At 45.4% G+C, this 21,838-nt stretch carries 24 protein-coding genes; 10 read left to right on the forward strand and 14 right to left on the reverse strand.

What is annotated here, in order from left to right:
• The first annotated feature begins 292 nt into the window (after positions 1 to 292).
• Positions 293 to 820, forward strand: coding sequence for a hypothetical protein (locus L9G74_RS19425; RefSeq protein WP_238898436.1), 528 nt, complete (start codon positions 293 to 295; stop codon positions 818 to 820).
• Positions 821 to 917: 97 nt separating this feature from the next.
• Positions 918 to 1,865, forward strand: coding sequence for a magnesium/cobalt transporter CorA (gene corA / locus L9G74_RS19430; protein ID WP_238898437.1), 948 nt, complete (start codon positions 918 to 920; stop codon positions 1,863 to 1,865).
• 38 nt (positions 1,866 to 1,903) lie between these two features.
• Here the strand turns inward: corA and L9G74_RS19435 are convergent, their stop codons facing one another.
• Both L9G74_RS19435 and L9G74_RS19440 read right to left on the reverse strand, forming a co-directional pair.
• Positions 1,904 to 2,215, reverse strand: a complete 312-nt coding sequence (locus tag L9G74_RS19435) for a DUF3135 domain-containing protein (RefSeq protein ID WP_238898438.1) — start codon at positions 2,213 to 2,215, stop codon at positions 1,904 to 1,906.
• A gap of 88 nt (positions 2,216 to 2,303) precedes the next feature.
• Entirely contained in the window at positions 2,304 to 3,566 is a 1,263-nt protein-coding gene (locus L9G74_RS19440) for a cyclic di-GMP phosphodiesterase (protein WP_238898439.1), read from the reverse strand.
• Positions 3,567 to 3,674: 108 nt separating this feature from the next.
• On the opposite strand from L9G74_RS19440, the gene L9G74_RS19445 reads away from it, so the two are divergent.
• A complete protein-coding gene (locus L9G74_RS19445) occupies positions 3,675 to 4,364 on the forward strand; it encodes a 2OG-Fe(II) oxygenase (RefSeq protein ID WP_238898440.1) in 690 nt (229 codons plus the stop codon).
• Here L9G74_RS19445 and L9G74_RS19450 read toward each other — a convergent pair.
• Together L9G74_RS19450 and L9G74_RS19455 are read right to left on the reverse strand one after the other, a co-directional pair.
• Positions 4,361 to 5,710, reverse strand: a complete 1,350-nt coding sequence (locus tag L9G74_RS19450; protein ID WP_238898441.1) for an ATP-binding protein — start codon at positions 5,708 to 5,710, stop codon at positions 4,361 to 4,363. The genes L9G74_RS19445 and L9G74_RS19450 overlap by 4 nt on opposite strands.
• Positions 5,701 to 6,375, reverse strand: coding sequence for a response regulator (locus L9G74_RS19455; protein WP_238898442.1), 675 nt, complete (start codon positions 6,373 to 6,375; stop codon positions 5,701 to 5,703). The genes L9G74_RS19450 and L9G74_RS19455 overlap by 10 nt, the downstream gene beginning before the upstream one ends.
• A 337-nt stretch (positions 6,376 to 6,712) precedes the next feature.
• Here L9G74_RS19455 and nadE point away from each other — a divergent pair, with 337 nt between their 5' ends.
• Entirely contained in the window at positions 6,713 to 7,543 is an 831-nt protein-coding gene (nadE, locus tag L9G74_RS19460; protein ID WP_238898443.1) for an NAD(+) synthase, read from the forward strand.
• Positions 7,544 to 7,567: 24 nt separating this feature from the next.
• On the opposite strand, the gene L9G74_RS19465 is transcribed toward nadE, so the two are convergent.
• A complete protein-coding gene (locus tag L9G74_RS19465) occupies positions 7,568 to 8,011 on the reverse strand; it encodes a DUF6942 family protein (protein ID WP_238898444.1) in 444 nt (147 codons plus the stop codon).
• A 156-nt stretch (positions 8,012 to 8,167) separates the two neighbouring features.
• On the opposite strand from L9G74_RS19465, the gene L9G74_RS19470 reads away from it, so the two are divergent.
• Complete coding sequence (locus L9G74_RS19470; protein ID WP_238898445.1) at positions 8,168 to 8,425, forward strand: hypothetical protein; 258 nt, start codon at positions 8,168 to 8,170, stop codon at positions 8,423 to 8,425.
• 73 nt (positions 8,426 to 8,498) lie between these two features.
• On the opposite strand, the gene minE is transcribed toward L9G74_RS19470, so the two are convergent.
• Genes minE through minC form a run of 3 tightly spaced genes read right to left on the reverse strand, consistent with a single transcriptional unit; the run spans position 8,499 to position 10,270 of the window.
• Positions 8,499 to 8,756, reverse strand: coding sequence for a cell division topological specificity factor MinE (minE, locus tag L9G74_RS19475; protein WP_238898446.1), 258 nt, complete (start codon positions 8,754 to 8,756; stop codon positions 8,499 to 8,501).
• A 2-nt stretch (positions 8,757 to 8,758) separates the two neighbouring features.
• A complete protein-coding gene (gene minD, locus L9G74_RS19480) occupies positions 8,759 to 9,568 on the reverse strand; it encodes a septum site-determining protein MinD (protein ID WP_238898447.1) in 810 nt (269 codons plus the stop codon).
• Positions 9,569 to 9,592: 24 nt separating this feature from the next.
• On the reverse strand, positions 9,593 to 10,270 hold the full coding sequence (gene minC, locus L9G74_RS19485) for a septum site-determining protein MinC (protein WP_238898448.1): 678 nt from the start codon (positions 10,268 to 10,270) through the stop codon (positions 9,593 to 9,595).
• A 119-nt stretch (positions 10,271 to 10,389) separates the two neighbouring features.
• On the opposite strand from minC, the gene L9G74_RS19490 reads away from it, so the two are divergent.
• The 3 genes from L9G74_RS19490 to L9G74_RS19500 are packed head-to-tail and all read left to right on the forward strand — an operon-like array spanning position 10,390 to position 12,133.
• Positions 10,390 to 10,665: a YcgL domain-containing protein gene (locus tag L9G74_RS19490; RefSeq protein ID WP_238898449.1), complete on the forward strand. Its 276-nt coding sequence runs from the start codon at positions 10,390 to 10,392 to the stop codon at positions 10,663 to 10,665.
• A gap of 22 nt (positions 10,666 to 10,687) precedes the next feature.
• Entirely contained in the window at positions 10,688 to 11,665 is a 978-nt protein-coding gene (locus L9G74_RS19495) for a lytic murein transglycosylase (RefSeq protein WP_238898450.1), read from the forward strand.
• Between the two features lie 24 nt (positions 11,666 to 11,689).
• Positions 11,690 to 12,133: a YcgN family cysteine cluster protein gene (locus L9G74_RS19500; RefSeq protein WP_238898451.1), complete on the forward strand. Its 444-nt coding sequence runs from the start codon at positions 11,690 to 11,692 to the stop codon at positions 12,131 to 12,133.
• A 66-nt stretch (positions 12,134 to 12,199) separates the two neighbouring features.
• On the opposite strand, the gene dsbB is transcribed toward L9G74_RS19500, so the two are convergent.
• The gene (gene dsbB, locus L9G74_RS19505) at positions 12,200 to 12,709 is read right to left on the reverse strand and encodes a disulfide bond formation protein DsbB (protein WP_438944592.1); all 510 of its coding nucleotides are present in this window, start codon (positions 12,707 to 12,709) and stop codon (positions 12,200 to 12,202) included.
• Positions 12,710 to 12,792: 83 nt separating this feature from the next.
• Positions 12,793 to 14,382: a sodium/proton antiporter NhaB gene (nhaB, locus tag L9G74_RS19510; protein WP_238898452.1), complete on the reverse strand. Its 1,590-nt coding sequence runs from the start codon at positions 14,380 to 14,382 to the stop codon at positions 12,793 to 12,795.
• A gap of 289 nt (positions 14,383 to 14,671) precedes the next feature.
• Here nhaB and fadR point away from each other — a divergent pair, with 289 nt between their 5' ends.
• Complete coding sequence (gene fadR / locus L9G74_RS19515; RefSeq protein WP_238898453.1) at positions 14,672 to 15,388, forward strand: fatty acid metabolism transcriptional regulator FadR; 717 nt, start codon at positions 14,672 to 14,674, stop codon at positions 15,386 to 15,388.
• 73 nt (positions 15,389 to 15,461) lie between these two features.
• On the opposite strand, the gene L9G74_RS19520 is transcribed toward fadR, so the two are convergent.
• The 4 genes from L9G74_RS19520 to sodB all read right to left on the reverse strand — a co-directional run bounded on the left by L9G74_RS19520 (position 15,462) and on the right by sodB (position 21,075).
• Positions 15,462 to 16,982, reverse strand: a complete 1,521-nt coding sequence (locus L9G74_RS19520) for a SpoVR family protein (protein ID WP_238898454.1) — start codon at positions 16,980 to 16,982, stop codon at positions 15,462 to 15,464.
• Between the two features lie 11 nt (positions 16,983 to 16,993).
• Positions 16,994 to 18,262 (reverse strand): YeaH/YhbH family protein, encoded by a 1,269-nt coding sequence (locus L9G74_RS19525; protein WP_238898455.1) that lies wholly within the window; start codon positions 18,260 to 18,262, stop codon positions 16,994 to 16,996.
• A gap of 54 nt (positions 18,263 to 18,316) precedes the next feature.
• A complete protein-coding gene (locus L9G74_RS19530; protein WP_238898456.1) occupies positions 18,317 to 20,251 on the reverse strand; it encodes a PrkA family serine protein kinase in 1,935 nt (644 codons plus the stop codon).
• A gap of 245 nt (positions 20,252 to 20,496) precedes the next feature.
• Positions 20,497 to 21,075: a superoxide dismutase [Fe] gene (gene sodB / locus L9G74_RS19535; RefSeq protein ID WP_238898457.1), complete on the reverse strand. Its 579-nt coding sequence runs from the start codon at positions 21,073 to 21,075 to the stop codon at positions 20,497 to 20,499.
• 257 nt (positions 21,076 to 21,332) lie between these two features.
• Here sodB and L9G74_RS19540 point away from each other — a divergent pair, with 257 nt between their 5' ends.
• Entirely contained in the window at positions 21,333 to 21,668 is a 336-nt protein-coding gene (locus tag L9G74_RS19540; RefSeq protein ID WP_238898458.1) for a Grx4 family monothiol glutaredoxin, read from the forward strand.
• Positions 21,669 to 21,838 lie beyond the last annotated feature (170 nt).

The raw sequence follows: 21,838 nt of genomic DNA on the forward strand, positions 1-21,838 counted from the left end.
CCAAGCGGGTGGCCTTTTTGCTTTTGAATTTATTTACATGGGGAAGCCCACTTTTGTGTGTGGCTCCGAGACGTCGGCCCGCCCCACGTGAGAGTAGGTCATCGCCAGACGCCTAATTAAGAAGAGGCCACCCAAGCGGGTGGCCTTTTTGCTTTTTGACTTTATTTTCATGGGGACCCCACTTTGGTGGCCTTTTTGCTTTTTTATTCTTATGGAGCTGCAGATAGAGTGTTGCTTTAGGATTCCACTTTTACAGTGAAAATTTCTGTCGTTGAACGAGCGGCTTCGCTTCATGTCAAAACAGGTTGGTATTATCTCATCCGCTATGGCTCTTATGGCGCTAGATGTTGATTTAGTGCTTTATTTGTTGTTTACATCAGCTTCGGATTCGTCACCTTTATCAAATAAAGCGTCTATTCAATATGTTACAATGCTGACTCTTCAGATGATTTTGCTAGGGTTGAATAGCATGCTGACTAAGCTGTTAGTGACATTGTTAGTGGTAGTTATAGGTTGGAAAGTCGTGGCTAAGCGACAATCTGCCAGCAAAATGATCGATACATCTAATTCATCGAGTTTCTATAATAAGAAGCTTACTGCAGCTGTTGCGGTTGCTTTGCTATTTGTTGCTGTGGGAATTGTCGGTTGGCAGTGGTGGCTTGGTTTCGAGCAAGTGCACGTCACGATAGTGTCACCGCAACATGGTACAAAAGAGACCTATACTGTGCGTAAGCGAGATATCGGTGATAGCAAAATTGTTACGATTGATGGCATCACTATTCGTTTATCACAACAAGAGCGCATAGAAATTACGCCCTAACTTTTATTATTTTTGTATTAACTTTTCTTTCCGAATTAATCAGTTAAACTAGCAGCACTTCTTACTTCCACATCTTCATTTGCTGCTAGGAGGTTTTATGATAACAGCTTACATTTACCAGCATCAGCAGCTAAAAATCATCGAACTATCTGCGGAAGATGCGATTCCTGAGGACACCTTGTGGCTCGATCTTTATCGTCCTGATGATAGCGAGCGTGATTGGCTCGCAAAGTACTCTGTGGAAGAGGTGCCTGACGAGGAAGATATTAATGAGATTGAGGCATCGGCACGTTTTTATCAAAACAGCGACGGTTTGCACATCAACTCATTATTCCCACAGCGAGTAGGGCAGGATGTGCGTGGCGTCAACGTATCATTTAACCTGCGTAGTAGCTTTCTCTTGACCATTCGTGAGGAAGACGTTGGATTGATCCGGTTGTTAAGGAACTATTTGCGCTTAGGGCGGATAGACGTAAAGACGCCGCAGGGACTGTTTCTTGAGTTGTTTAATCTCAAAGTAGAGTATCTGTCGGACTTAATCGAAGACGTATACACGGTGTTGGAGAATGTGAGTCAGCAGGTGTTTGAGAGTGAGGAATTGGATGATATTTTCCGCATGATCACCTTGCAGGAAGATTCAAACGGCAAGATCCGTCTCAGTTTGCTTGATACGCAGCGTTCGTTGCGTTACATGCAGAAGTATTACCGCCATGAGTTATTGGAAGAGGAGATCAAAGATATGCGTGAGATGTTATCCGATATCGAATCTCTGATGCCTCATAGTCAGTTTATCTTTGATAAGTTGAATTTCCTGCTGGATGCAGCCATGGGCTTTAGCGGGCTGCAACAGAATAAGATCATTAAGATTTTCTCGGTTGCTGCGGTCGTGTTCCTACCTCCAACTCTGATTGCTAGTAGTTACGGTATGAACTTCAAACATATGCCAGAACTGGATTGGTTTGTGGGCTATCCATTAGCCATCGTACTCATGTTAGCAAGTGCGGCTGGCACATATCTCTTCTTTAGACGCAAAGGATGGCTTTGAGTCTTCCTGATGTGGATAAGTACAACAAAAGCGCCTGATTAGGCGCTTTTGCGTTTGAAGGGCAGTACCTGCGCAACGTTGTTACGAAAGTGTTCTGGGTCTTGTAGTACCTGTGCGAGTGAATCAAATTTATTACGCATCAGGGTTACTGTGGTTATGCAGCGTTGATAAGGATTGGAACAACGTGCCAGTTTGTGGGTTAGGTGCTGATTGACCGCGCGTAACTGCCAAGCATTTTTGCCGGCATTACTGATCAGTTCTTCAGACAGATTTTGTTGAAGTTGATCGAGTTCTGCCGGTGAATGCTGCGCCATCCACATTAACGTATCGAAGTCAGGTAATTCAGCCATAGTGCTCCTCCCATCCTTGGTTGCCTTGGAGCATCAGCTCCGCCTTTAATTAAGCGTAGCTGATTTTTATTATTGAGCACATTTTCTTCTATGACGTCTCGTTGCCAAAATAATAGCTAATCCGCTCACGAGGATTGAGATACTTATAGATCTTCTCGGGTAATGCATTTGGCTGTATGCAACGGGTGATTTGTAGCCCTTCAGTCTCTAAATCGATTATCGGTGCTTGGTCTTTGGGCACCATCGGATCGTAAACAAGGATCCTCGGTAATAGTAATTTGCTGAGATTAACAGACATGACTAGACCAAACTGACCTGAGCTGAGTTCTACGACTGAGCCAGGCGGGTAAATGCCTAGCAGTTTAATCATTTTGCCAACGTATTCTTGATTGAGCTTTCCTTTAGAATACTTATATAAGTAACCTAATGCGGCATACGGCGTGCGTGCAGGGGTGTTAGCCATTGTTGGATGGCACAGCACGTCATATTGGTTTATCGCAGCAGCTAACTGCGCTTGCCGTGATATCTCATCGGCTTTCAGGCCTTTAGGCGTACCAGTGCCATCAAGATACTCATGATGGTTGAGGATGACCTCCATGGCTGGTTCGGGGAACTCGCTGACCAACTTGATAAACTCTTTGCCAAGTATTGGATGCTGATTGAGGAGATTTTGCTCTGGTTGTGTCAGTGCTTCTTGCTTGCGTAGGATTTGGCTCGGTAGCTTGAGTTTGCCAACATCGTGAAACAACGCTCCTAAGCCGATAGACTCAATATCCTGCCTCGACCATTCAAGTTCTTTGGCGACAAGCATCGCGAGTACGGCGACATTGAGAGAGTGGTAATAGATGCCATCATCCTTTTTCTGATCGGACATCAGGTGCAGTACTAGACTACTTGATGCCAGCAACTCTTCAGTTATATCTGCAATTAGCTCTTGGGCTTCTTGCACAGCATTGAGTGGACGCGAGCGCAGTTTATTGATGAGATTTCGCATCCTTGCTAAGGAACGATCGAAACTTTCTTCTGCTTTGTCCAAATCTCGGCGCATTTTTCTTAGGACCTCAATGCGCTCAGTCTTGTTGTGTTCCATCTGTTGCTGCAACTGGGCGATTTCCGGATTATCTGCTTCAGCTGCGGTTGACTCTGTAGGTTGTTCTAAAGGTTGAACATCACATTTATCGATATCGACATAGACAGCGTCAATGCCGAGTTTTTTGATCAACTCTATTTGGGCTTGTTGTTTGATGCGGAAACTGCTGAAAAGAAACGGATGGTCCTTCCACGCCACGGGAAGCCTTACATAGTTGCCGACTTGTAGTTGCTGAACTGAGATGAAACGACTGTTACCCATAAGCCACTTTTTTGTTGGTTATATAAACGTTTAGTTGCAATCTGCGTCTTTACAGCGTCGGGTTATAGCTGTCAGCATATAGTGACAATGGAATAACAATCATGCAACATGGACTTTATCGAAGTTTTCCCCAATGCGATCTCCGACGCGCTATGTGACCGTATCATTGCATCATTCAATACTCATCCCGCGGTATCGTTGGGCCAAACGGGACACGGTGTCGATAAAAGCAAAAAACTTAGCTTTGATATCACGTTAGATCACCACCGTGAACTGTTGCCTATTCGTGATGAGCTATTAGCGGGTGTTTTTCCATGTGTCTGCCAATATCTGGATAAATACTCAATGGCTCTTATGGGCGCTGTCTCAGTTCAGGTAGCCGACCAACAAAACCAAGTTGTTACGTTATCTAATGAAAATTATGACACATTAGGTCGGATTCGGCTCGATGCTCTGGTTAAGTATCTTTATCGCAGTGGTGAAATTAATATTCAGAAGTATCCACAGCAGCAGGGAGGGTATCCACATTGGCATTCCGAGCAATATCCGCAGCTTGGACAAACAGACGCGCTACATCGCATTGCGCTGTTCATGGTGTATCTCAATGATGTAGAGCAGGGCGGCGAAACGGAGTTTTTCTACCAGCAACGTAAATTGCAGCCGAGTAAGGGAACTGTGGTGATTGCGCCAGCAGGATTTACCCACACTCATCGTGGCAATATTCCCATCAGTAATGACAAGTACATTGCCACATCATGGATCATGTTTAATCGAGCTGAGCAGTTATATCGTCGTTAAGCAAGCGGAATGGTGATTCGAAATAGGGCACCTTCAAGCTCAGATTGTTCTATGGTCAATGTGCCGTCATAGCTGTCGACGATCTCTTGGCAGACCGCTAACCCAATCCCTTGCCCTGAAGAGCGCGTGTCAGCACGGACGCCACGTTGGGTGATTTTCTGTCGCAGCGATTCCTCCACACCAGGTCCATCATCTTCCACAATAATCTCGAGGATATCCTTGTATCGGGTTGCGGTGACTAAGACGGTGGAGATACACAGTCTGAAGGCATTTTCCATCAGGTTGCCAACCAGCTCCATCAAATCACCTTGTTCGCCCGGAAAAGCTAAGTCTTCGCTGATGTTAGCGCTAAAGGCAACATTTTTATCGCGATAGACCTTAAATAGCATCTGCGACAGTTGGTTAATCAGCGGGGCGATCATCGTGGTTTCTTTCTTCAGTCCTTTACGGCCCAACATGGCGCGTTTCAGCTGATATTTCACCAGATGATCCATTTGGCTAACCTGCTCCATCACCTTTTCGGCCATCTCTTTGCGATTGAGGTTTTGGTCATCGGTGATGGCATGCACCGCGGCTAAACGCGTTTTCAAGCTATGAGCAAGGTCATTCATCGCATTTTGATAGCGTTGTTGCTGCTCACCTGATTGACGGATCAGTTCGTTAAGTGCTTGGGTTATCCCTTCTAGTTCAACAGGGTAACCTTTTGACAGGGATTGGTTGCGTCCTTGGATAATCGCTTTCAGTTCATTACGCATGCGCCCAAGCGGCTGCATGCCCCAATAAGCAGCACTCACAAGTAATAACAATGCTAAAGCCAGTACTAGCGCTAGGCGTAAATAGGTACGCTTAGCAAACTTGCTCGATTCTTGTTGAATTTTCTCTGCATCTTTCAGTACCAGCAAGTTGTAATGAATCGATGCAATATCAACAGACAATAGGTAAGCAAAATAACCGCGCTGGTCATTCATACTCAAAAAATAGGGGGGGATTTCATCGCGAATGCTGTTGAAACGTTCGCAGATATCAAACAAACCTCTATCTACCGCGAGAGCTGACGTCCAGACCTGATTGAACCGATCATCACACGACGCCATGACGTAGGATTGTTTGGTATTGTTTTCCTCAAGCCAAGCGCTGGTATCAGGAATGAGGTCATGCTCGCGCAACTCAGCCGCCACCTGAGGGATCTCGGCGATAAGTTTCGCCGTTTCCTCGTTATAGCTGTTTTGCGCATGCAGGATGTTAACCATCCATGCTAAGCCAAAGCCTACTAACGCGATGATTGACAAAGATGTGAGAAACATCCGCGTGAGTAGGCGTTTTTTAGGTTTCAAGGCTATTCGCATGGGAGGTTAAATTTATATCCTTGGCCGCGAATTGTGATGATGGGATTTTCGATACCATCGCGTGTGAGCTTTTTGCGAAGACGGCTTACCATCACTTCAATGGTATTGGGATCACCTTCTTTGTCGCCGTAAATCACATCGAGCAAGCGTTGTTTAGCGACAACTTCATGATTGTGACGCATGAGGTATTCAAGGATTTGGTACTCAAATGCGGTGATATCCATTAACTCACCACTCATGGTGACCTGTTTCGCCGCCAAATCGAGTGATAGTTCACCGCTATTGATGACCGGTTTGACAAAACCCGCGCTACGACGCACTAAGGCATCTAATCTGGCAACCAGCTCCTCTTTTTGGAACGGTTTGACCAAATAATCGTCGGCGCCCGCGTTAAGCCCTTCCACTTTATCTTGCCAATTAACACGTGCGGTTAGGATTAAAATCGGCGCTTTTAGTTCAGCGTCACGCAATTGCTTGATTAGCGAGATGCCATCTTGATCGGGTAAACCAAGGTCCACAATAGCTACATCTATTGGATAATCAGTTGCCTGATAAAATCCCTCTTTTGCGGTAGCAGCTACCTGAACTTGGTTACCTAACTCACTCAATTGAACTTTCAAGTGATGTGACAGTAATGGATCATCCTCAACAACTAGTATTCTCATAATATCTCGGCCCTTTATTGTTGCGGCATCAGTTTATGGTGAAATCACGGAAATTGCCAATGGCAGTTATCTTAAATTCCAGTTACTTAACTGAGGCTGACACGCTTGGCAGAAATTATGTACATCCGTTTTATTTACGGTTACTCGCGACCTGCTATCGCTGTTCACTCCTATAAATAATTGGTATCGTGTTAGCCATCTTATGACGATTTTGCTTGCTACCGCTAAGGCAGAGGTTGGTCGAACAAGTCTTTGCAGCGCACACTCGGGACTTATTGGCATTATCCCAAGCGCTCGGTAGTCGTTAGATTATTTTAACAGTGAGATGGAGCCCACCGTGAAAGGACAGATTTTAAGAGAAATGAAAGTGCTGCAGGCCATTGAACCTGCGTTTGAAGTCGAACGTCGTGTCGCGTTTTTAAAGTCCAAACTGCTTGAAGCCAAAAGCAAAGCTTTAGTGCTGGGAATTAGCGGTGGCATTGATTCATCGCTCGCAGGGCGTTTATGTCAGTTGGCGGTTGAGTCGTTGAACCAAGAGACTGGCACTGCGGAATATCAGTTTATTGCTGTGCGCTTACCATACTTAGAACAACGTGATGAAGATGAAGCGCAGTTGTCACTGCAGTTTATTCAACCGAGTAAGACCGTGACGGTGAATATTCACTCTGGCGTTGAAGGTGTTCATGATCAAGTACTGTCTGGGATGAGTGCTGCGGGTGTAACGTTACCCAATGCCAGTAAAATCGACTTTGTTAAAGGTAATGTGAAAGCGCGCATGCGCATGATTGCTCAGTATGATATCGCGGGCCTTGTCGGCGGTTTAGTTGTGGGAACGGATCACAGCGCGGAAAACATCACTGGTTTTTATACCAAATGGGGTGATGGCGCATGTGATATGACACCGTTGTTTGGTTTGAACAAACGCCAAGTGCGTCAAGTCGCCGCCTACTTAGGCGCTCCTGATGTGTTGGTGAATAAGGCGCCTACAGCCGATTTGGAATCAGATAATCCAGGACTAGAAGATGAGGTTGCTTTAGGTATCAGTTACGATCAAATTGATGATTTTCTTGAAGGCAAAGAAGTCCCTGCTGCCGTAGAAGACAAGCTAATCGGTATTTATAAAGCGACACAGCATAAGCGTAAGCCAATCCCCACTATCTACGATTAAGTCCCCATCTTTAGTATGCCGTGATTAGTCGCGGCATTTTTTCAGTTGTTGTCTTAACTCATCGATTAACACATTGGGAAATTGGCGATAATCAAAGTAGGGCAGATGCCAGCGGCCATGACTATCTTGAATGATATGTTGTTTGAGATTAGCTAACAGGCTCTCGCCAGTAAGTCGCTCCGCAATTGCTTGTCCGCTATAAAACTGTAATGTAGCCGTGGGATGATGTGTTGCTTCATTGCAGTAAAAGCAACACTGGTGCAGCAGACTCATGTGTAAAAACACTCGCCAATCATGGTTCTCATCCAGTATTTTGGCGCTAATGACCCAAATCTTACGCCAGTGGTTAGTGTTAGATTCGAGCAGTTGTTGCATCGCATCGGCTTGTTGCCAGTGCCATGCGGTTGGCAGTGAAGGAACATTGGGTAAGTAGATGCAACAATTAGCGTGCGGGTTACCAATGATCATTAAGGTTCCATTTAAGTTGTTGGAGTATGTTTGGTCAATATTTGCTAAGCGTCACAGATTCTACATTAAAAGTGATAAACTGCGGCGATAGTTGTCCTAGTTGGCTAAACTTTATTTTAGTAACTTGTGTTATTGCCGATTTAAAAGGAGGTTGAATTGGAAGAGAACATTAGATACAGCTTGATGGCGAAAGGCCAAAGACGCCCCTTAGGATTTTTTATCAACGGGTTGTTTTATGAGCAGCTAAAAAGCAACAGCAATGCCAAAGGCTATGTGGATGCGAGCGGTTTTTTCTATCCATCTATTAATAAAGCGGACCCTCGTAGTCGTATTCCTACCGCTAAAATCGATGGATTAACCTATACCCGTTTGTCAGATATCGCTGAATTTGAACTGGTAAAATTTGAGGCCTGATAGGGCAAGCATAGCGATTAATTTAAAAAGCCACCGACGGTGGCTTTTTTGTGTCACAAGTTCCGTCACGAGCCTAACGCTCAGGCAGCGTAATATTGAGTTCTAACACTGACAAGTTGTCGTCATTTTGGTCTAGCGCGACAGAAACCTGATCTTCATCCACATGTACATATTTGCGAATGACTTCGATGATCTCTTGCTTCATTAACGGCAGATAATCCGGATCACCACGCTGTGAACGTTGATGGGCAACAATGATCTGCAAGCGCTCTTTGGCTGTGGCTGCAGTGTTGCTTTTCTTCGTACTTCTAAAATAGTCGAGTAAGGACATAGTTAGCTACCAAATATACGTTTCAAAAGGCCTTTTTTCTCTTCAGCGACAAAGCGCAATGGCACGTCTTCACCTAACAAGCGTGCAACAGCGTCAGCGTACGCTTGGCCTGCGTCACTCTGTTGATCAACAATTACCGGCACACCAGAGTTTGAAGCTTTCAATACCGATTGTGATTCTGGGATCACTCCGAGCAGTGGAATCGCTAAGATCTCTTGCACATCTTCCACGCTCAACATCTCGCCGGTTTTAACGCGAGTTGGCGCATAACGCGTCAGCAGCAAATACTCTTTCACCGGCTCTAAACTTTGCTCGGCGCGGCGACTGCGACTTTGTAGCATACCCAAAATACGGTCAGAATCGCGTACAGAACTGACTTCAGGGTTGGTGGTGACAATTGCCGTATCAGCAAAATACAGTGCCATCATTGCGCCAGTTTCAATACCTGCTGGCGAGTCACATAAAATGTAGTCGAAATCTTTGCTCAGATCTTCAAGCACTTTTCCGACACCTTCTTTGGTGAGGGCATCTTTGTCTCGGGTCTGCGAAGCAGGTAATACGAATAATTTATCGCAGCGTTTATCTTTGATCAGCGCTTGGTTAAGGTTGGCTTCGCCATTAATGACGTTGACAAAGTCATATACAACGCGACGCTCACAGCCCATGATCAGGTCGAGATTGCGCAGGCCGATATCAAAGTCAATAACGACCGTTTTGTGCCCTTTAAGTGCGAGTCCGGTAGCAATAGCGGCACTGGAGGTGGTTTTCCCAACGCCGCCTTTACCTGAAGTGACCACAATAATTTGTGCCATATATGTCTATCCTTCGTCTCTGCCTTATAGCGGCAGTGATTCTATTATTAATGATTCACCGTCCAAGCGAACACATGCGCCTGAACCGTTAGTGTGTTCTTGAATACTGTCAGATAACCAATAATTGCCAGCAATGGACACCAACTCGGCAGATAGCGTTTTAGCGATAATAACGGCATGGTTATCGCCTTGTGCTCCAGCCATTGCTTTACCTCGCAAGGTGCCATAGACATGGATACTACCATCAGCAATCACCTCCGCTCCATTGCTGACCGCCCCAAAAACAATTAAATCTGCATTGGCGGCATAGATCTGTTGTCCTGAACGTACATTCTGTTTGACGATTTTGGTACTGCGCGCAGGTACTACGGCTTTAGCGGGGGTGTTTTTGCTATCTTTGCCCGACTTCATCAACGGTAACTGAAGTTTGGCGGCAATGTCTGCTTTTGCTGAGTCGATCCCAGTGAGGCCTACAACGAAGAGGTTGCGTTGGTGCAGTGCCTGCTTGAGGGCGGCAAGGTCTGGAAGATCGTCAGCGAGTTTGGCGAGGTTTAACACCAATGGCGCATTAACAAAAAATTGCGGTGCCTGAGCCAGTTTAGCGTCTAACTCTGTTAGCAGGCGATCGAGGTCTTTGCTATTGATGTGAAGTACGGACAGCGTGAAAGAAGATCCTTTCAGCTCCAACACGGCGTTTTGCATCCTGGCGAAGTGCTCCGTAATTTGAGTTATGCACTCATTAACATGCGGTTACAATGGTCGAACATGTTATAATGACGGCATTTTACTAGCAAGTTTAAAGCTCAGGAATTGGTGTACTTATGATCTGTGCAGTGTATAAAAGTCTCCGTAAAGCGGATACCTACCTGTTCATCAAGCAAAAAGATAAATTTGAAGATGTGCCTAAATCTCTTCTGGACGTGTTTGGTCAACCCAAACTGGTGATGTTACTTCCGATAGAAAAACGCGACCATCTCGGCTTTGCCGATATAAACAAAGTAAAAGCTGCACTGGCAGAGCAAGGTTTTTATCTGCAATTGCCGCCACCTCAGATAAACTTACTGAAACAACACCTGCAGTCAAATGGTGTGTCATAGCGGTGTTTAGCAGGGAGACGGCATGAGATTGAGATTAGCGAGCATATGCGGAGCGATTGGGGTAACAGTATCACTGTTACTGCCACCGCAGGCGAGCGGCCAAAGTTTCGAGCAATTTTTGCAATCGCTGTTAACCCAAGCAAAAAACGAAGGTATCGATGCTGCTGTGGTAGCGGAGGCGGGTTCTCAGACGAAGTTGTTTCGGCGCGCTACCGTCTCCCAAACGAGTTTTACCTCACTAGAGCAGTACATTCCGGCAATGGTCACCGAGGCCAAAGCAAACGCGGCCAAACAACTTTTTGAGCAACATGAAGCGGCGTTTTTAGCGTTATCGCGGCAATATGGGGTGCAACCACGGTTTATTTTGGCGCAATGGGCGATGCTTGGTGCAATTGAGCCGCAGGAGGCAGCGAGCAGTTTGTATCCGTTATTATCCGTTGTAGCCTCATCGGCCTATGCGGGGGAGCCGCAGGCGGCGAATGATTATATTGCCGGCTTAAAGCTGATAGCGATGGGGCGTTACAGCTATGATACCCTTCAGGCTGATCGCGATGGTACCGTCGGCCCCGTTAAATTGCGCGCCAGTATGTTGCTCAGTTGCGCCGCTGATGGCGATGGCGATGGGGCTATTGATATGTGGCACAGCGTGTTGGATGTTTATGCATCTGCGGCGAGTTGCCTTCGTGCTAACGGTTGGGATGATTCTCAAACATGGGGGCGTCAAGTTAAAGCGCCAGCGGCATTATTAGCTGATACTGGCTTTGACATCCAGAGAACCTTTGCCGATTGGCAACGGGCAGGGGTGACACGTTATGAAGGCGGCCAACTACCTAATCGGGCAAACATGCAAGTTTCGCTGCTGATGCCAGATGGCGTTAAAGGTCGTCAGTATATGGTGTACCAAAACTATCGCTCCTTGTATGCACTATATGCTGATCACTATCTGGTGCTCGCCATTGCACATTTATCTGAGCGGATAAAAAAGCTCGGTGTTGATTAAGATTGATAAAGAAGTAAGAAATTGATGAAACCTTTCTGGGAAGTGAAATCCCTGTCTGAAATGACCACCGAAGAGTGGGAATTGTTATGTGATGGTTGCGGCAAGTGTTGTTTGAATAAGTTGATCGACGATGAAACCGAAGAGCTGTTCTATACCAATGTAGCTTGTAAGTTGTTATCGAAGAAAGACTGCCATTGTATGCATTACAGCAACCGTTTTCAGTTTGTGCCGCAATGTACAGCGATTACCAATGACAATATTGCTCAATTGACTTGGTTGCCAGACAGCTGCGCATATCGCCGTTTGCATGCTGGTCGTGGCTTAGCGAGTTGGCATCCGCTCGTTAGTGGTGATAAAAAACTGATGCATAGAAAAGGAATTTCGGTGAAAGGTAAGATTGTTAGCGAAGCAAAAGTGCGTGATGTTGAGGATTACATCGTGGTATGGCCTTTACTCGACATTGAGTAAGTGACCTTGAGTTTCGATAGCGCAGATTGTACGAAAAAGCCTGAGATATTCTCAGGCTTTTTGCTACTAGCGTTGACGGCTCAGCAGTGGCAGTAAAAACAGCAATAATACCGCTAACGCACCGGCAAATATAACGATCATCCACTGCGCCATCGTTACATCCAGAAACGTCCAAGGCACATCGGTGCACATGCCCGTAGGCATAAATACGGATGGCAACCATTCATGCAATGGCATCCACTTGGGAAAGTCGGGCATAAAAGAGCAAGTTGCAAATGGGTTAGGGTTGGTTTGCATTTGATCCAGTTCATACGCCAGCTTTAGGCCCCAGCCGGCGCTGATCCCCCAAATAGCCGCTGCTGCTACTCGTACTAACCAAACGGTGGGCGCTAACAACCCCACTAATCCGGCTAACACCAAACCGAGCACTGCTACACGTTGATAAACGCACATGATACAAGGATCTAGCTTCATCACGTATTGAAAGAATAGTGCTGCCAGTTCCAGCGCAATACCGCTTAACAACAAGATGCCCCAACTAAGTCGAGATTGTGTAAATCCCTTAAACATCGACAACATAATATCTCCATAAAAAAACGCCCATCAACAGCGGGCGTTTTTGTTTGACTGAAACTTAAACGATAAGTTCCAACGGCGTGTTAGTGAGCGACAGCGCCTGCTTGACTCAATGCTTCTTTGGCTGAGTGATGCAGAATCACGTGACTATCGTAAAAGTATTGCGTCGCGCTTTCTAGAAAACCTGATTGGACGGCAATAATACCAACAATGGTTAACACTATGGTATATGGCAGCGCCATGAGTACCATGCGGCCGTAAGACAATCGGATTAACGGCGCCAGCGCTGATGTGAGCAGGAACAAAAATGCGGCTTGACCATTAGGTGTAGCAACTGAGGGTAGGTTAGTACCTGTGTTGATGGCTACAGCTAACAAGTCAAATTGGTCACGGGTAATTTGGCCGTTGAGCAATGCGGCTTTGACTTCATTGATGTACACCGTTCCCACAAACACGTTGTCACTCACCATCGACAGGATACCGTTAGCAATATAGAAAATGACTAACTGAGTATTACCTTCATGGTTAAGTGCCCATTGGATGACAGGAGCAAACAGATGTTGATCAATGATTACCGCAACGACCGAGAAAAACACGGCTAACAAGGCTGTAAATGGCAAGGCTTCTTGGAATGCTTTACCAATAGCGTGCTCGTCGGTAATCCCATTGATAGAGGTGGTTAAAATGATAACCGTCAGGCCGATAAGACCAACCGATGCTAAATGCAGTGCCAATCCAACGATCAACCATACACCGACTAAGGCTTGTACAATCAGTTTGATATTGTCTTTGTTGGTGCGGTTTTCATCTTCATGGTCAGCAAAATCCACTAGAATTTTGTGTACCGCATCTGGTAATTTCGCGCCATAACCGAAAATATGGAATTTCTCAACGAGAATACAGGTTAGAATACCGCTGATAAATACTGGGACGGTGACCGGCGACATGCGAATAGCAAACTCGGCAAACTGCCAGTTAGCTTGTGCCGCAATGATCAAGTTTTGTGGTTCACCTACCATGGTGCATACACCACCTAATGCAGTTCCTACGCCTGCGTGCATCAGCAGGTTACGCAAGAAGCCCCGAAAATCTTCTAATTCCTGCGCGTTGATCTGTTCGCTACCGTCATCATTATGGTCGTGTTCATCGGTAAAACCTTTGCCAGACGCAACTTTGTGGTAGATCGAATAGAAACCAACCGCAACAGTAATGATTACCGCGATAACGGTCAGTGCGTCCAAAAAAGCAGACAAGAACGCCGATGCTAAACAAAACATGAGTGAAACGGCGAGCTTAGAACGGATCTTGGTGATGATTTTGGTAAAGACAAACAACAGCAGTTGCTTCATAAAGTAGATACCCGCCACCATAAAAATCAGCAGCAGTAACACTTCTAAGTTGGCTTCAATCTCATGCAGTACTTGCGATGGACTGGTCATACCAATAATGACGGCCTCAATGGCCAGAATCCCGCCCGGTTGCAATGGATAGCATTTTAATGCCATTGCCAAAGTGAAAATGAATTCGGCAACCAATAACCAACCTGCGACAAACGGATTGATGTTGAAAACAATGGGATTTATGACCAGAAAGCATAAAATTGCTAGCTTGTACCACTTGGGAGAATTCCCAAGAAAGTTACTTATAAAAGCCTGCCCTAGCGACATCGGCATGTTTTCTTCTCCAAGTTGTTGTATATCGTCAAAAAGCGCTTATTTTTGTCATTCGATCAGTCTAGCGCAAAGCTGATATGGCTGTCATGACTAAGCCGCGTAGCGTAACTAAAAAACGCGACATGTGCTCAAAAATGCGATAAATGAGCTTGAAATTACATCATTATGGGTGTTTGAACTTCAGTTTATGCAGAGTTGGTCATTCTCGCATTAACAAGAGGTTTCCATTTTTTGCGCCTCTGGTATGATCAGTTGCATAAATTAATGGCTGTGTTGGAAAATCAGGCTAATGATCATCAATGCCAAAGGGCCTGCAAGTTTCGCAGAAAAATATATTGTTCGTTCAATTTGGGAAAATAAATTTCCGCCAGGGTCAATTTTACCCGCTGAGCGCGAATTGTCTGAGCTGATCGGCGTAACGCGTACCACATTGAGGGAAGTGTTACAGCGGTTAGCGCGTGATGGTTGGTTGACTATTCAGCATGGCAAACCGACGCGTGTGAATAACTTCTGGGAAACTTCAGGACTCAACATTCTGGAAACCATAGCAGATTTGAACCCTAAAGGTTTTCCGCTGCTGGTGGATCAACTGCTATCCGCGCGTACCAATATTAGTGCAATATATTTCCGCGGTGCATTGCGTAATAGCCCCCAGATTGCTGTCGATGTGTTGGCTGGATTGCATGATCTGGAAGACAATGCCGACTCTTATGCTGAGTTTGATTATAAACTGCATCATACATTGGCATTTTCGTCTGGAAATCCATTGTACGTGTTGATCCTTAACGGCTTTAAAGGCTTGTATGCCAAAGTGGGACGTTACTATTTTGGTAGCTCTGAGGCGCGCCACTTAGCATTGTCTTTTTATAAAGAGCTGGAAATTCTCGCCCAACGTGGGGATTACAGTGAAGTGCCAGCGCTGATGCGCACTTACGGTAAAGACAGTGGCATCATGTGGCAAAAGCTGCGCGATGATATGCCACTTGATATGGCACAAGACAATTAATCAGTTGTGTTATTGGTAATGAAAAAGACCGCAAATGCGGTCTTTTTGCTATTAGGTGACGGCGGAATCGGAACTAGGCTGGCACTTTCACCTCGGGACATTGAGCGATGACTTTCACCGAACCATCTTCGTTCTGTTGCTCCAACGTCACCTTGAATCCCCACAAACGATAGAGATGTTTAATCACTTCGTTACGGCTGTTGGCAAGAGGAATACCTCGGCTAGGAATGTATCTCAGTGTCAATGAGCGGTCACCGTTTACATCGACATCGTAAATTTGAATGTTAGGTTCGTTGATTGACAAGTTGTATTGTGAAGACAGGATCTGCCGAATTTCTCGATAGCCTTGCTCGTCATGGATGGCCGAGATGCTGAGATGCTCTTTACTTTCATCATCTAACACACCAAATAATTTAAACTTACGGATCATCGTGGGTGATAGATACTGGCTGATGAAACTTTCATCTTTGAAGTTTTGCATGGCAAAGTGCAACGTGTCTAACCAATTGCTGCCCGCAATTTCCGGAAACCAATATTTATCTTCGTCGGTCGGCTCCTCACAGATACGTCGTATGTCGCAAAACATATTAAAGCCTAGCGCATAGGGATTGATGCCACTGTAGTAGGGGCTGTTGTACGAGGGTTGCATCACCACATTAGTATGGCTTTGCAAAAACTCCATCATAAAGCGGTCGGTCAGTAGCCCTTCGTCATACAGATGATTCAGGATGGTGTAGTGCCAAAACGTGGCCCAGCCTTCATTCATGACTTGTGTTTGACGTTGCGGATAAAAATATTGTCCAAGCTTGCGTACAATCCGCACCACTTCGCGTTGCCATGGCTCCAGCAATGGGGCGTTTTTCTCGATGAAATAGAGGATATTTTCCTGTGGTTCACTCGGAAAACGCTTTTTCTTTTTCTCTGCTTCAGGTGTCGGCTTGGTTGGAATCGTGCGCCATAAGTCGTTTACCTGGGATTGCAGGTATTCTTCACGTTCCTTTTGCCTTGCTTGTTCTTCGGCAAATGAGATTTCGCTTGGGCGTTTGTAGCGGTCTACACCGTAATTCATCAGAGCATGGCAAGAGTCAATAATGGCTTCTACTTCGCTGGCACCATATTTCTGTTCACATTGGCTGATGTAGTTTTTGGCAAACACTAAGTAGTCAATGATTGAGCTGGCATCGGTCCATGTCTTAAATAGATAGTTGTTTTTAAAGAAGCTGTTATGCCCGTAACAAGCATGAGCGATGACCAGTGCCTGCATGGTGATGGTATTTTCTTCCATCAGATAGGCAATACACGGATCAGAGTTGATGACAATCTCGTAGGCGAGGCCCATCTGACCGCGTTTATAGCCTTGTTCTGTTTCAATAAAACGTTTACCAAAAGACCAATGGGTATAGCCGATAGGCATACCGACACTGGCGTAGGCATCCATCATCTGTTCAGCTGTGATGATCTCAATCTGATTAGGATAGTATTTGAGCCGGTAATGGTCTGCCACGCGCGCAATTTCATGCTCATATTGTTCCAGTAACTCAAAGGTCCATTCTGGCCCATCGCTGAGCGGCTGACGTTTCTTGGATTTCCCCATAGCACTTCCCCTTAAACCGCCTGTTTTTTGAAGAGTTCTCTAAAGACAGGGTAGATGTCTTCGACTTGGCGAATATTGCGCACTGCCATATTGTCGAACTTTTCGGTTAACTGTTCATACTCACGCCATAGCGTTTGGTGAGGTCGGTTAGTGATCTCAATGTAGGAGTAGTAACGCACCATCGGTAGGATCTGTTTTTCTAGTAGCTGGTGGCACAGTGGCGAATCATCGGCCCAGTTATCACCATCAGACGCTTGTGCGGCGTATATGTTCCACTCGTCGGCGGGATAACGAGCTTGCTGGATCTCATGCATCAGTTTTAGTGCACTGGATACGATGGTGCCGCCAGTTTCTTGTGAATAGAAGAATTCATGTTCATCGACTTCTTTGGCCTGAGTATGATGGCGAATATAAACCACTTCTAAATTTTTGTAGGTACGGGTTAAAAATAGGTACAACAGTATATAGAAGCGCTTGGCCATCTCTTTGGTGGCTTGATCCATTGAGCCTGAAACGTCCATCAGACAGAACATTACCGCTTGGCTGGTCGGAATTTCCCGCTTGGCAAAATTATTAAAACGTAAATCGAAGGTGTCGATAAAAGGGACCTTGGCGATACGGCTCTTTAGTGCGTCGATCCGCTCCTGTAATGCCATGATCCGCTCGGCACTCGCGCCAGCAGTGTTTTGTAGCTCACTGAGTTCTTCCTCTAACGTTCTAAGCTGGCGCTTTTTATCTGCCGTCATGGCGGTCCTACGCGCTAACGATGAACGTAGAGAACGTACAATGTTGATGTTGGCTGGCACGCCGTCATTAGTAAAACCAGCGCGATAGGTTTGGTATTCCACTAATTTATTGAGGCGATTGCGCTGCAAATTAGGCAATTCAAGATCTTCGAATAACAGCTCTAAATACTCATCTTTAGATACTTGAAAGACAAAGTCATCTTCACCTTCACCACTGTTTGAGGCCTCACCTTGACCGCTGCCGCCAGAGCCGCCTGCTGGTTGGCGCTCGATTTGGTCACCACGGGTGAATTGGTCATTGCCTGGATGGATCCGCTCACGAACCCCGCCTTGACCTTGGTGAAATACCGGTTCACTGATGTCGCGAGTAGGAATGCCGATTTTCTCGCCCTTGTCGATATCGGTGACACTACGGCGAGTAATTGCTTCACTCACCGCTTTTTTGATCTGTTGTTTGTAGCGGTTAATAAACCGCTGACGGTTGACCGTACTCTTTCCTTTGGCATTCAACCGTCTGTCGATGAAGTTCGCCATACGCACCTCCCAAAGCAAACAGCGGGTTCGGCTCAATGCCGAACCCGACACGGACTACGAGGATTTTCTGACTCGCAGATACCATTCAGATAGCAGGCGCACCTGTTTCTTGGTGTAGCCTTTTTCCATCATACGGTTGACGAAGTCATCATGCTTACGCTGATCTTCTGTCGACGTCTTGGTGTTAAACGAAATCACTGGCAGTAAGTCTTCAGTGTTGGAGAACATTTTCTTCTCGATCACTGTGCGCAGTTTTTCATAGCTAGTCCAATTAGGGTTATTGCCATCGTTATTGGCGCGAGCCCGGAGTACGAAGTTAACGATTTCATTACGGAAATCTTTCGGATTACTGATCCCCGCAGGCTTTTCTATTTTCTCTAACTCAGCGTTTAACGCTGCGCGGTCAAACAGTTGGCCTGTTTCAGGATCGCGATATTCTTGATCCTGAATCCAGAAATCCGCATAGGTGACGTAACGGTCGAAGATGTTTTGACCATATTCAGAATAGCTTTCCAAATAGGCGGTTTGGATCTCTTTGCCGATAAACTCGATGTATTTGGGGATCAAGTAACCTTTGAGATGTTCTAGATAGCGGTCGGCAACATCGCTGGGGAATTGCTCCTGTTCGATCTGTTTTTCCAGCACGTAGAACAGGTGAACAGGGTTGGCAGCAATCTCTGTTCTATCGAAGTTAAACACTCTAGATAGAATTTTGAAGGCAAAACGGGTGGATAGCCCCTCCATCCCTTCATCTACTCCAGCGTAGTCTTTGTATTCTTGGTAAGACTTGGCTTTTGGGTCGGTGTCTTTCAGGCTTTCACCGTCATAGACACGCATTTTTGAGTAGATGGATGAATTGTCGGGGTTTTTGATACGCGATAACACGCTGAATTGTGCTAGCGTTTCAATGGTACCTGGCGCACAGGGCGCCGCAGTCAACTCAGAGTTGCTGATCAACTTCTCGTAAATTTTAACTTCTTCTGATACGCGCAAGCAGTAGGGCACTTTGACGATATATACCCGGTCAAGAAACGCTTCGTTGTTTTTGTTGTTTCTAAAAGTACTCCACTCGGATTCGTTCGAGTGCGCAAGGATAATGCCGGAGTAGGGGATTGCTGACAGCCCCTCTGTGCCATTGAAGTTGCCTTCTTGGGTGGCGGTTAACAGTGGATGCAACACCTTAATTGGTGCCTTAAACATTTCGACAAATTCCATCAAACCTTGGTTGGCCAGACAGAGAGCGCCCGAATAAGCGTAGGCATCGGCATCATTTTGTGCGAAGTGCTCAAGTTTACGAATGTCCACCTTGCCCACAAGTGAGGAGATATCTTGGTTGTTTTCATCGCCTGGTTCAGTTTTAGCTACGGCGATTTGGTCCAGCACGGAAGGAAACACTTTAACTACTTTGAACTGAGAGATATCACCGCCAAACTCATGCAGTCGCTTGATCGCCCATGGCGACATGATGGTTTTTAGATAACGCAGTGGTATGCCGTATTCCTGTTCGAGTAACTTGCCATCTTCCTCAGGATCAAACAGGCAGAAGGGATGATCATTCACTGGACTGCGTTGTCCATTAGCGCACAGCACATAAATCGGCACTTGCTGCATTAATGCTTTGAGTTTTTCCGCCAAGGATGACTTACCGCCACCTACCGGTCCGAGCAGATACAGAATCTGCTTCGATTCTTCGAGGCCCTGAGCAGAGTGTTTTAGATAAGACACTATCTGCTCAATGGCTTCTTCCATGCCATAGAAGTCTTTAAATGCCGGATAGCGCGCAATGACACGATTGGAAAAAATTCGGCTGAGCACCGGGCTTTTGGAGGTGTCGATAATCTCTGGCTCTCCAATGGCGATAAGCAGTCTTTCGGCTGCGGATGCGTAAGCGGTGCGATCTTTTTTGCAAATGTCGAGAAACTCCTGAAGCGTATATTCTTCTTGTAGTTTCTTCTCATAGCGTTGCTGGTAATGTTCGAATATACCCATCTTAAACCCCCTAAAACGCCTAGCTTATCTTTGGAAGGAAACTCGTTATTGCGTATTCCTCTGTTTAATCTTAGACACTTTTTTGTGGTGTTTGTCAAAAAAATGGAGAAAAAACAATAAGAAATAGTTGCATTAGCAACTGTTGCGATTGAAATGATTGACGGAGATAAAGCAAAGAGTGTTGATGAGCAGACAAATAAAAAGGAGCCCAGTGGGGCTCCTTAGCTGTTACTGAGGATCAGTAATTAGGCGAAGTTTTTGTTCACGAAATCCCAGTTAACCAGTTCCCAGAAATGAGACAGGTAGTTCGGACGTGCGTTACGGTAATCGATGTAATAAGCATGTTCCCATACGTCTACTGTTAGCAGCGGGGTAACATCTTCAGTTAATGGGCATCCAGCGTTTGAGGTATTGTGGATAGCCACTGAACCGTCAGCTTTTTTCACCAACCAAGTCCAACCTGAACCGAAGTTACCAATAGCACTCTTAGTGAATTCTTCTTTGAATGCATCAAAAGAACCGAATGCAGTGTTGATTGCATCAGCGATGGCACCGGTTGCTGCACCGCCGCCATTAGGGCTCAAGCAGTTCCAGTAGAAGGTGTGGTTCCATACTTGTGCAGCGTTATTAAATACGCCACCAGTAGAAGACTTGATGATTTCTTCCAAAGATTTATCGGCAAGATCAGAACCTTCAACCAGTTTGTTCAAGTTCACTACGTAAGTGTTGTGGTGTTTACCGTAGTGGTATTCGATAGTTTCTTTAGAAATGTGTGGTTCCAGTGCGTCGTTTGCATAAGGTAAAGCGGGTAATTCGAAAGCCATAGTAATCTCTCCATTGACTTAGTTAATCATTCTTGACGTTGCTCACTGCGGTATATTGTACTGATTTTTTTGTGATATGCATCATTGTTTGAATCGAATTAGTGATTAGCAATGTTCGAAAATAACGATTGATATAGTGTTTTATGCAATTGCCGATCATCAATAAAGGCCATATAAAATGTGTGTTTTTGTTCGGCGGTGCGGTATCGTACAATGTATTATGTCTTGTGCTAAGCGCTCAACATTCAGGAACTGATATGGAAACCGTAGAAAAAATCAAACAACAAATCACAGAGAACCCAATCATCGTGTACATGAAAGGGTCACCTAAATTGCCTAGCTGTGGTTTTTCATCGCAAGTCGCTCAAATCATGATCAACATCGGTGAGCAGTTTGCTTATGTGGATATCTTGCAGCATCCCGATATTCGCGCAGAATTGCCTAAATATGCAAACTGGCCGACTTTCCCACAATTGTGGGTAGAAGGGGAGCTGATTGGCGGGTGTGACATCATCACCGAAATGTATCAAAAAGGTGAGCTACAAACGTTAATTAAAGAAACTGCTGAAAAGTATAAAAAAGAAGCAGAATAGTTTTAAATCTAACGAATATTAAGGGCCGAAAGGCCCTTTTTTTATTTGTTTGCTTTTTGTGGATGTGTTTTAAAAACGCAACATTTTGCGTTTTTGGCACACCGGTTAGATTATTAATTGCAGAACATAAGTGTTAACAACTTGTCAAGTTGAGAATTATTAAATTTTAA

Origin of the sequence: Shewanella electrica, from assembly GCF_022321485.1 — a bacterium.
GTDB lineage: Bacteria > Pseudomonadota > Gammaproteobacteria > Enterobacterales > Shewanellaceae > Shewanella > Shewanella electrica.

Coding starts and splice junctions, on each gene's coding strand:
- L9G74_RS19425 (WP_238898436.1), top strand. CDS start 293: ATGTCAAAACAGGTTGGTATTATCTCATCCGCTATGGCTCTTATGGCG.
- corA (WP_238898437.1), top strand. CDS start 918: ATGATAACAGCTTACATTTACCAGCATCAGCAGCTAAAAATCATCGAA.
- L9G74_RS19435 (WP_238898438.1), bottom strand. CDS start 2,215: ATGGCTGAATTACCTGACTTCGATACGTTAATGTGGATGGCGCAGCAT.
- L9G74_RS19440 (WP_238898439.1), bottom strand. CDS start 3,566: ATGGGTAACAGTCGTTTCATCTCAGTTCAGCAACTACAAGTCGGCAAC.
- L9G74_RS19445 (WP_238898440.1), top strand. CDS start 3,675: ATGGACTTTATCGAAGTTTTCCCCAATGCGATCTCCGACGCGCTATGT.
- L9G74_RS19450 (WP_238898441.1), bottom strand. CDS start 5,710: ATGCGAATAGCCTTGAAACCTAAAAAACGCCTACTCACGCGGATGTTT.
- L9G74_RS19455 (WP_238898442.1), bottom strand. CDS start 6,375: ATGAGAATACTAGTTGTTGAGGATGATCCATTACTGTCACATCACTTG.
- L9G74_RS19465 (WP_238898444.1), bottom strand. CDS start 8,011: ATGATCATTGGTAACCCGCACGCTAATTGTTGCATCTACTTACCCAAT.
- minE (WP_238898446.1), bottom strand. CDS start 8,756: ATGTCCTTACTCGACTATTTTAGAAGTACGAAGAAAAGCAACACTGCA.
- minD (WP_238898447.1), bottom strand. CDS start 9,568: ATGGCACAAATTATTGTGGTCACTTCAGGTAAAGGCGGCGTTGGGAAA.
- minC (WP_238898448.1), bottom strand. CDS start 10,270: ATGCAAAACGCCGTGTTGGAGCTGAAAGGATCTTCTTTCACGCTGTCC.
- L9G74_RS19490 (WP_238898449.1), top strand. CDS start 10,390: ATGATCTGTGCAGTGTATAAAAGTCTCCGTAAAGCGGATACCTACCTG.
- L9G74_RS19495 (WP_238898450.1), top strand. CDS start 10,688: ATGAGATTGAGATTAGCGAGCATATGCGGAGCGATTGGGGTAACAGTA.
- L9G74_RS19500 (WP_238898451.1), top strand. CDS start 11,690: ATGAAACCTTTCTGGGAAGTGAAATCCCTGTCTGAAATGACCACCGAA.
- nhaB (WP_238898452.1), bottom strand. CDS start 14,382: ATGCCGATGTCGCTAGGGCAGGCTTTTATAAGTAACTTTCTTGGGAAT.
- fadR (WP_238898453.1), top strand. CDS start 14,672: ATGATCATCAATGCCAAAGGGCCTGCAAGTTTCGCAGAAAAATATATT.
- L9G74_RS19520 (WP_238898454.1), bottom strand. CDS start 16,982: ATGGGGAAATCCAAGAAACGTCAGCCGCTCAGCGATGGGCCAGAATGG.
- L9G74_RS19525 (WP_238898455.1), bottom strand. CDS start 18,262: ATGGCGAACTTCATCGACAGACGGTTGAATGCCAAAGGAAAGAGTACG.
- L9G74_RS19530 (WP_238898456.1), bottom strand. CDS start 20,251: ATGGGTATATTCGAACATTACCAGCAACGCTATGAGAAGAAACTACAA.
- sodB (WP_238898457.1), bottom strand. CDS start 21,075: ATGGCTTTCGAATTACCCGCTTTACCTTATGCAAACGACGCACTGGAA.
- L9G74_RS19540 (WP_238898458.1), top strand. CDS start 21,333: ATGGAAACCGTAGAAAAAATCAAACAACAAATCACAGAGAACCCAATC.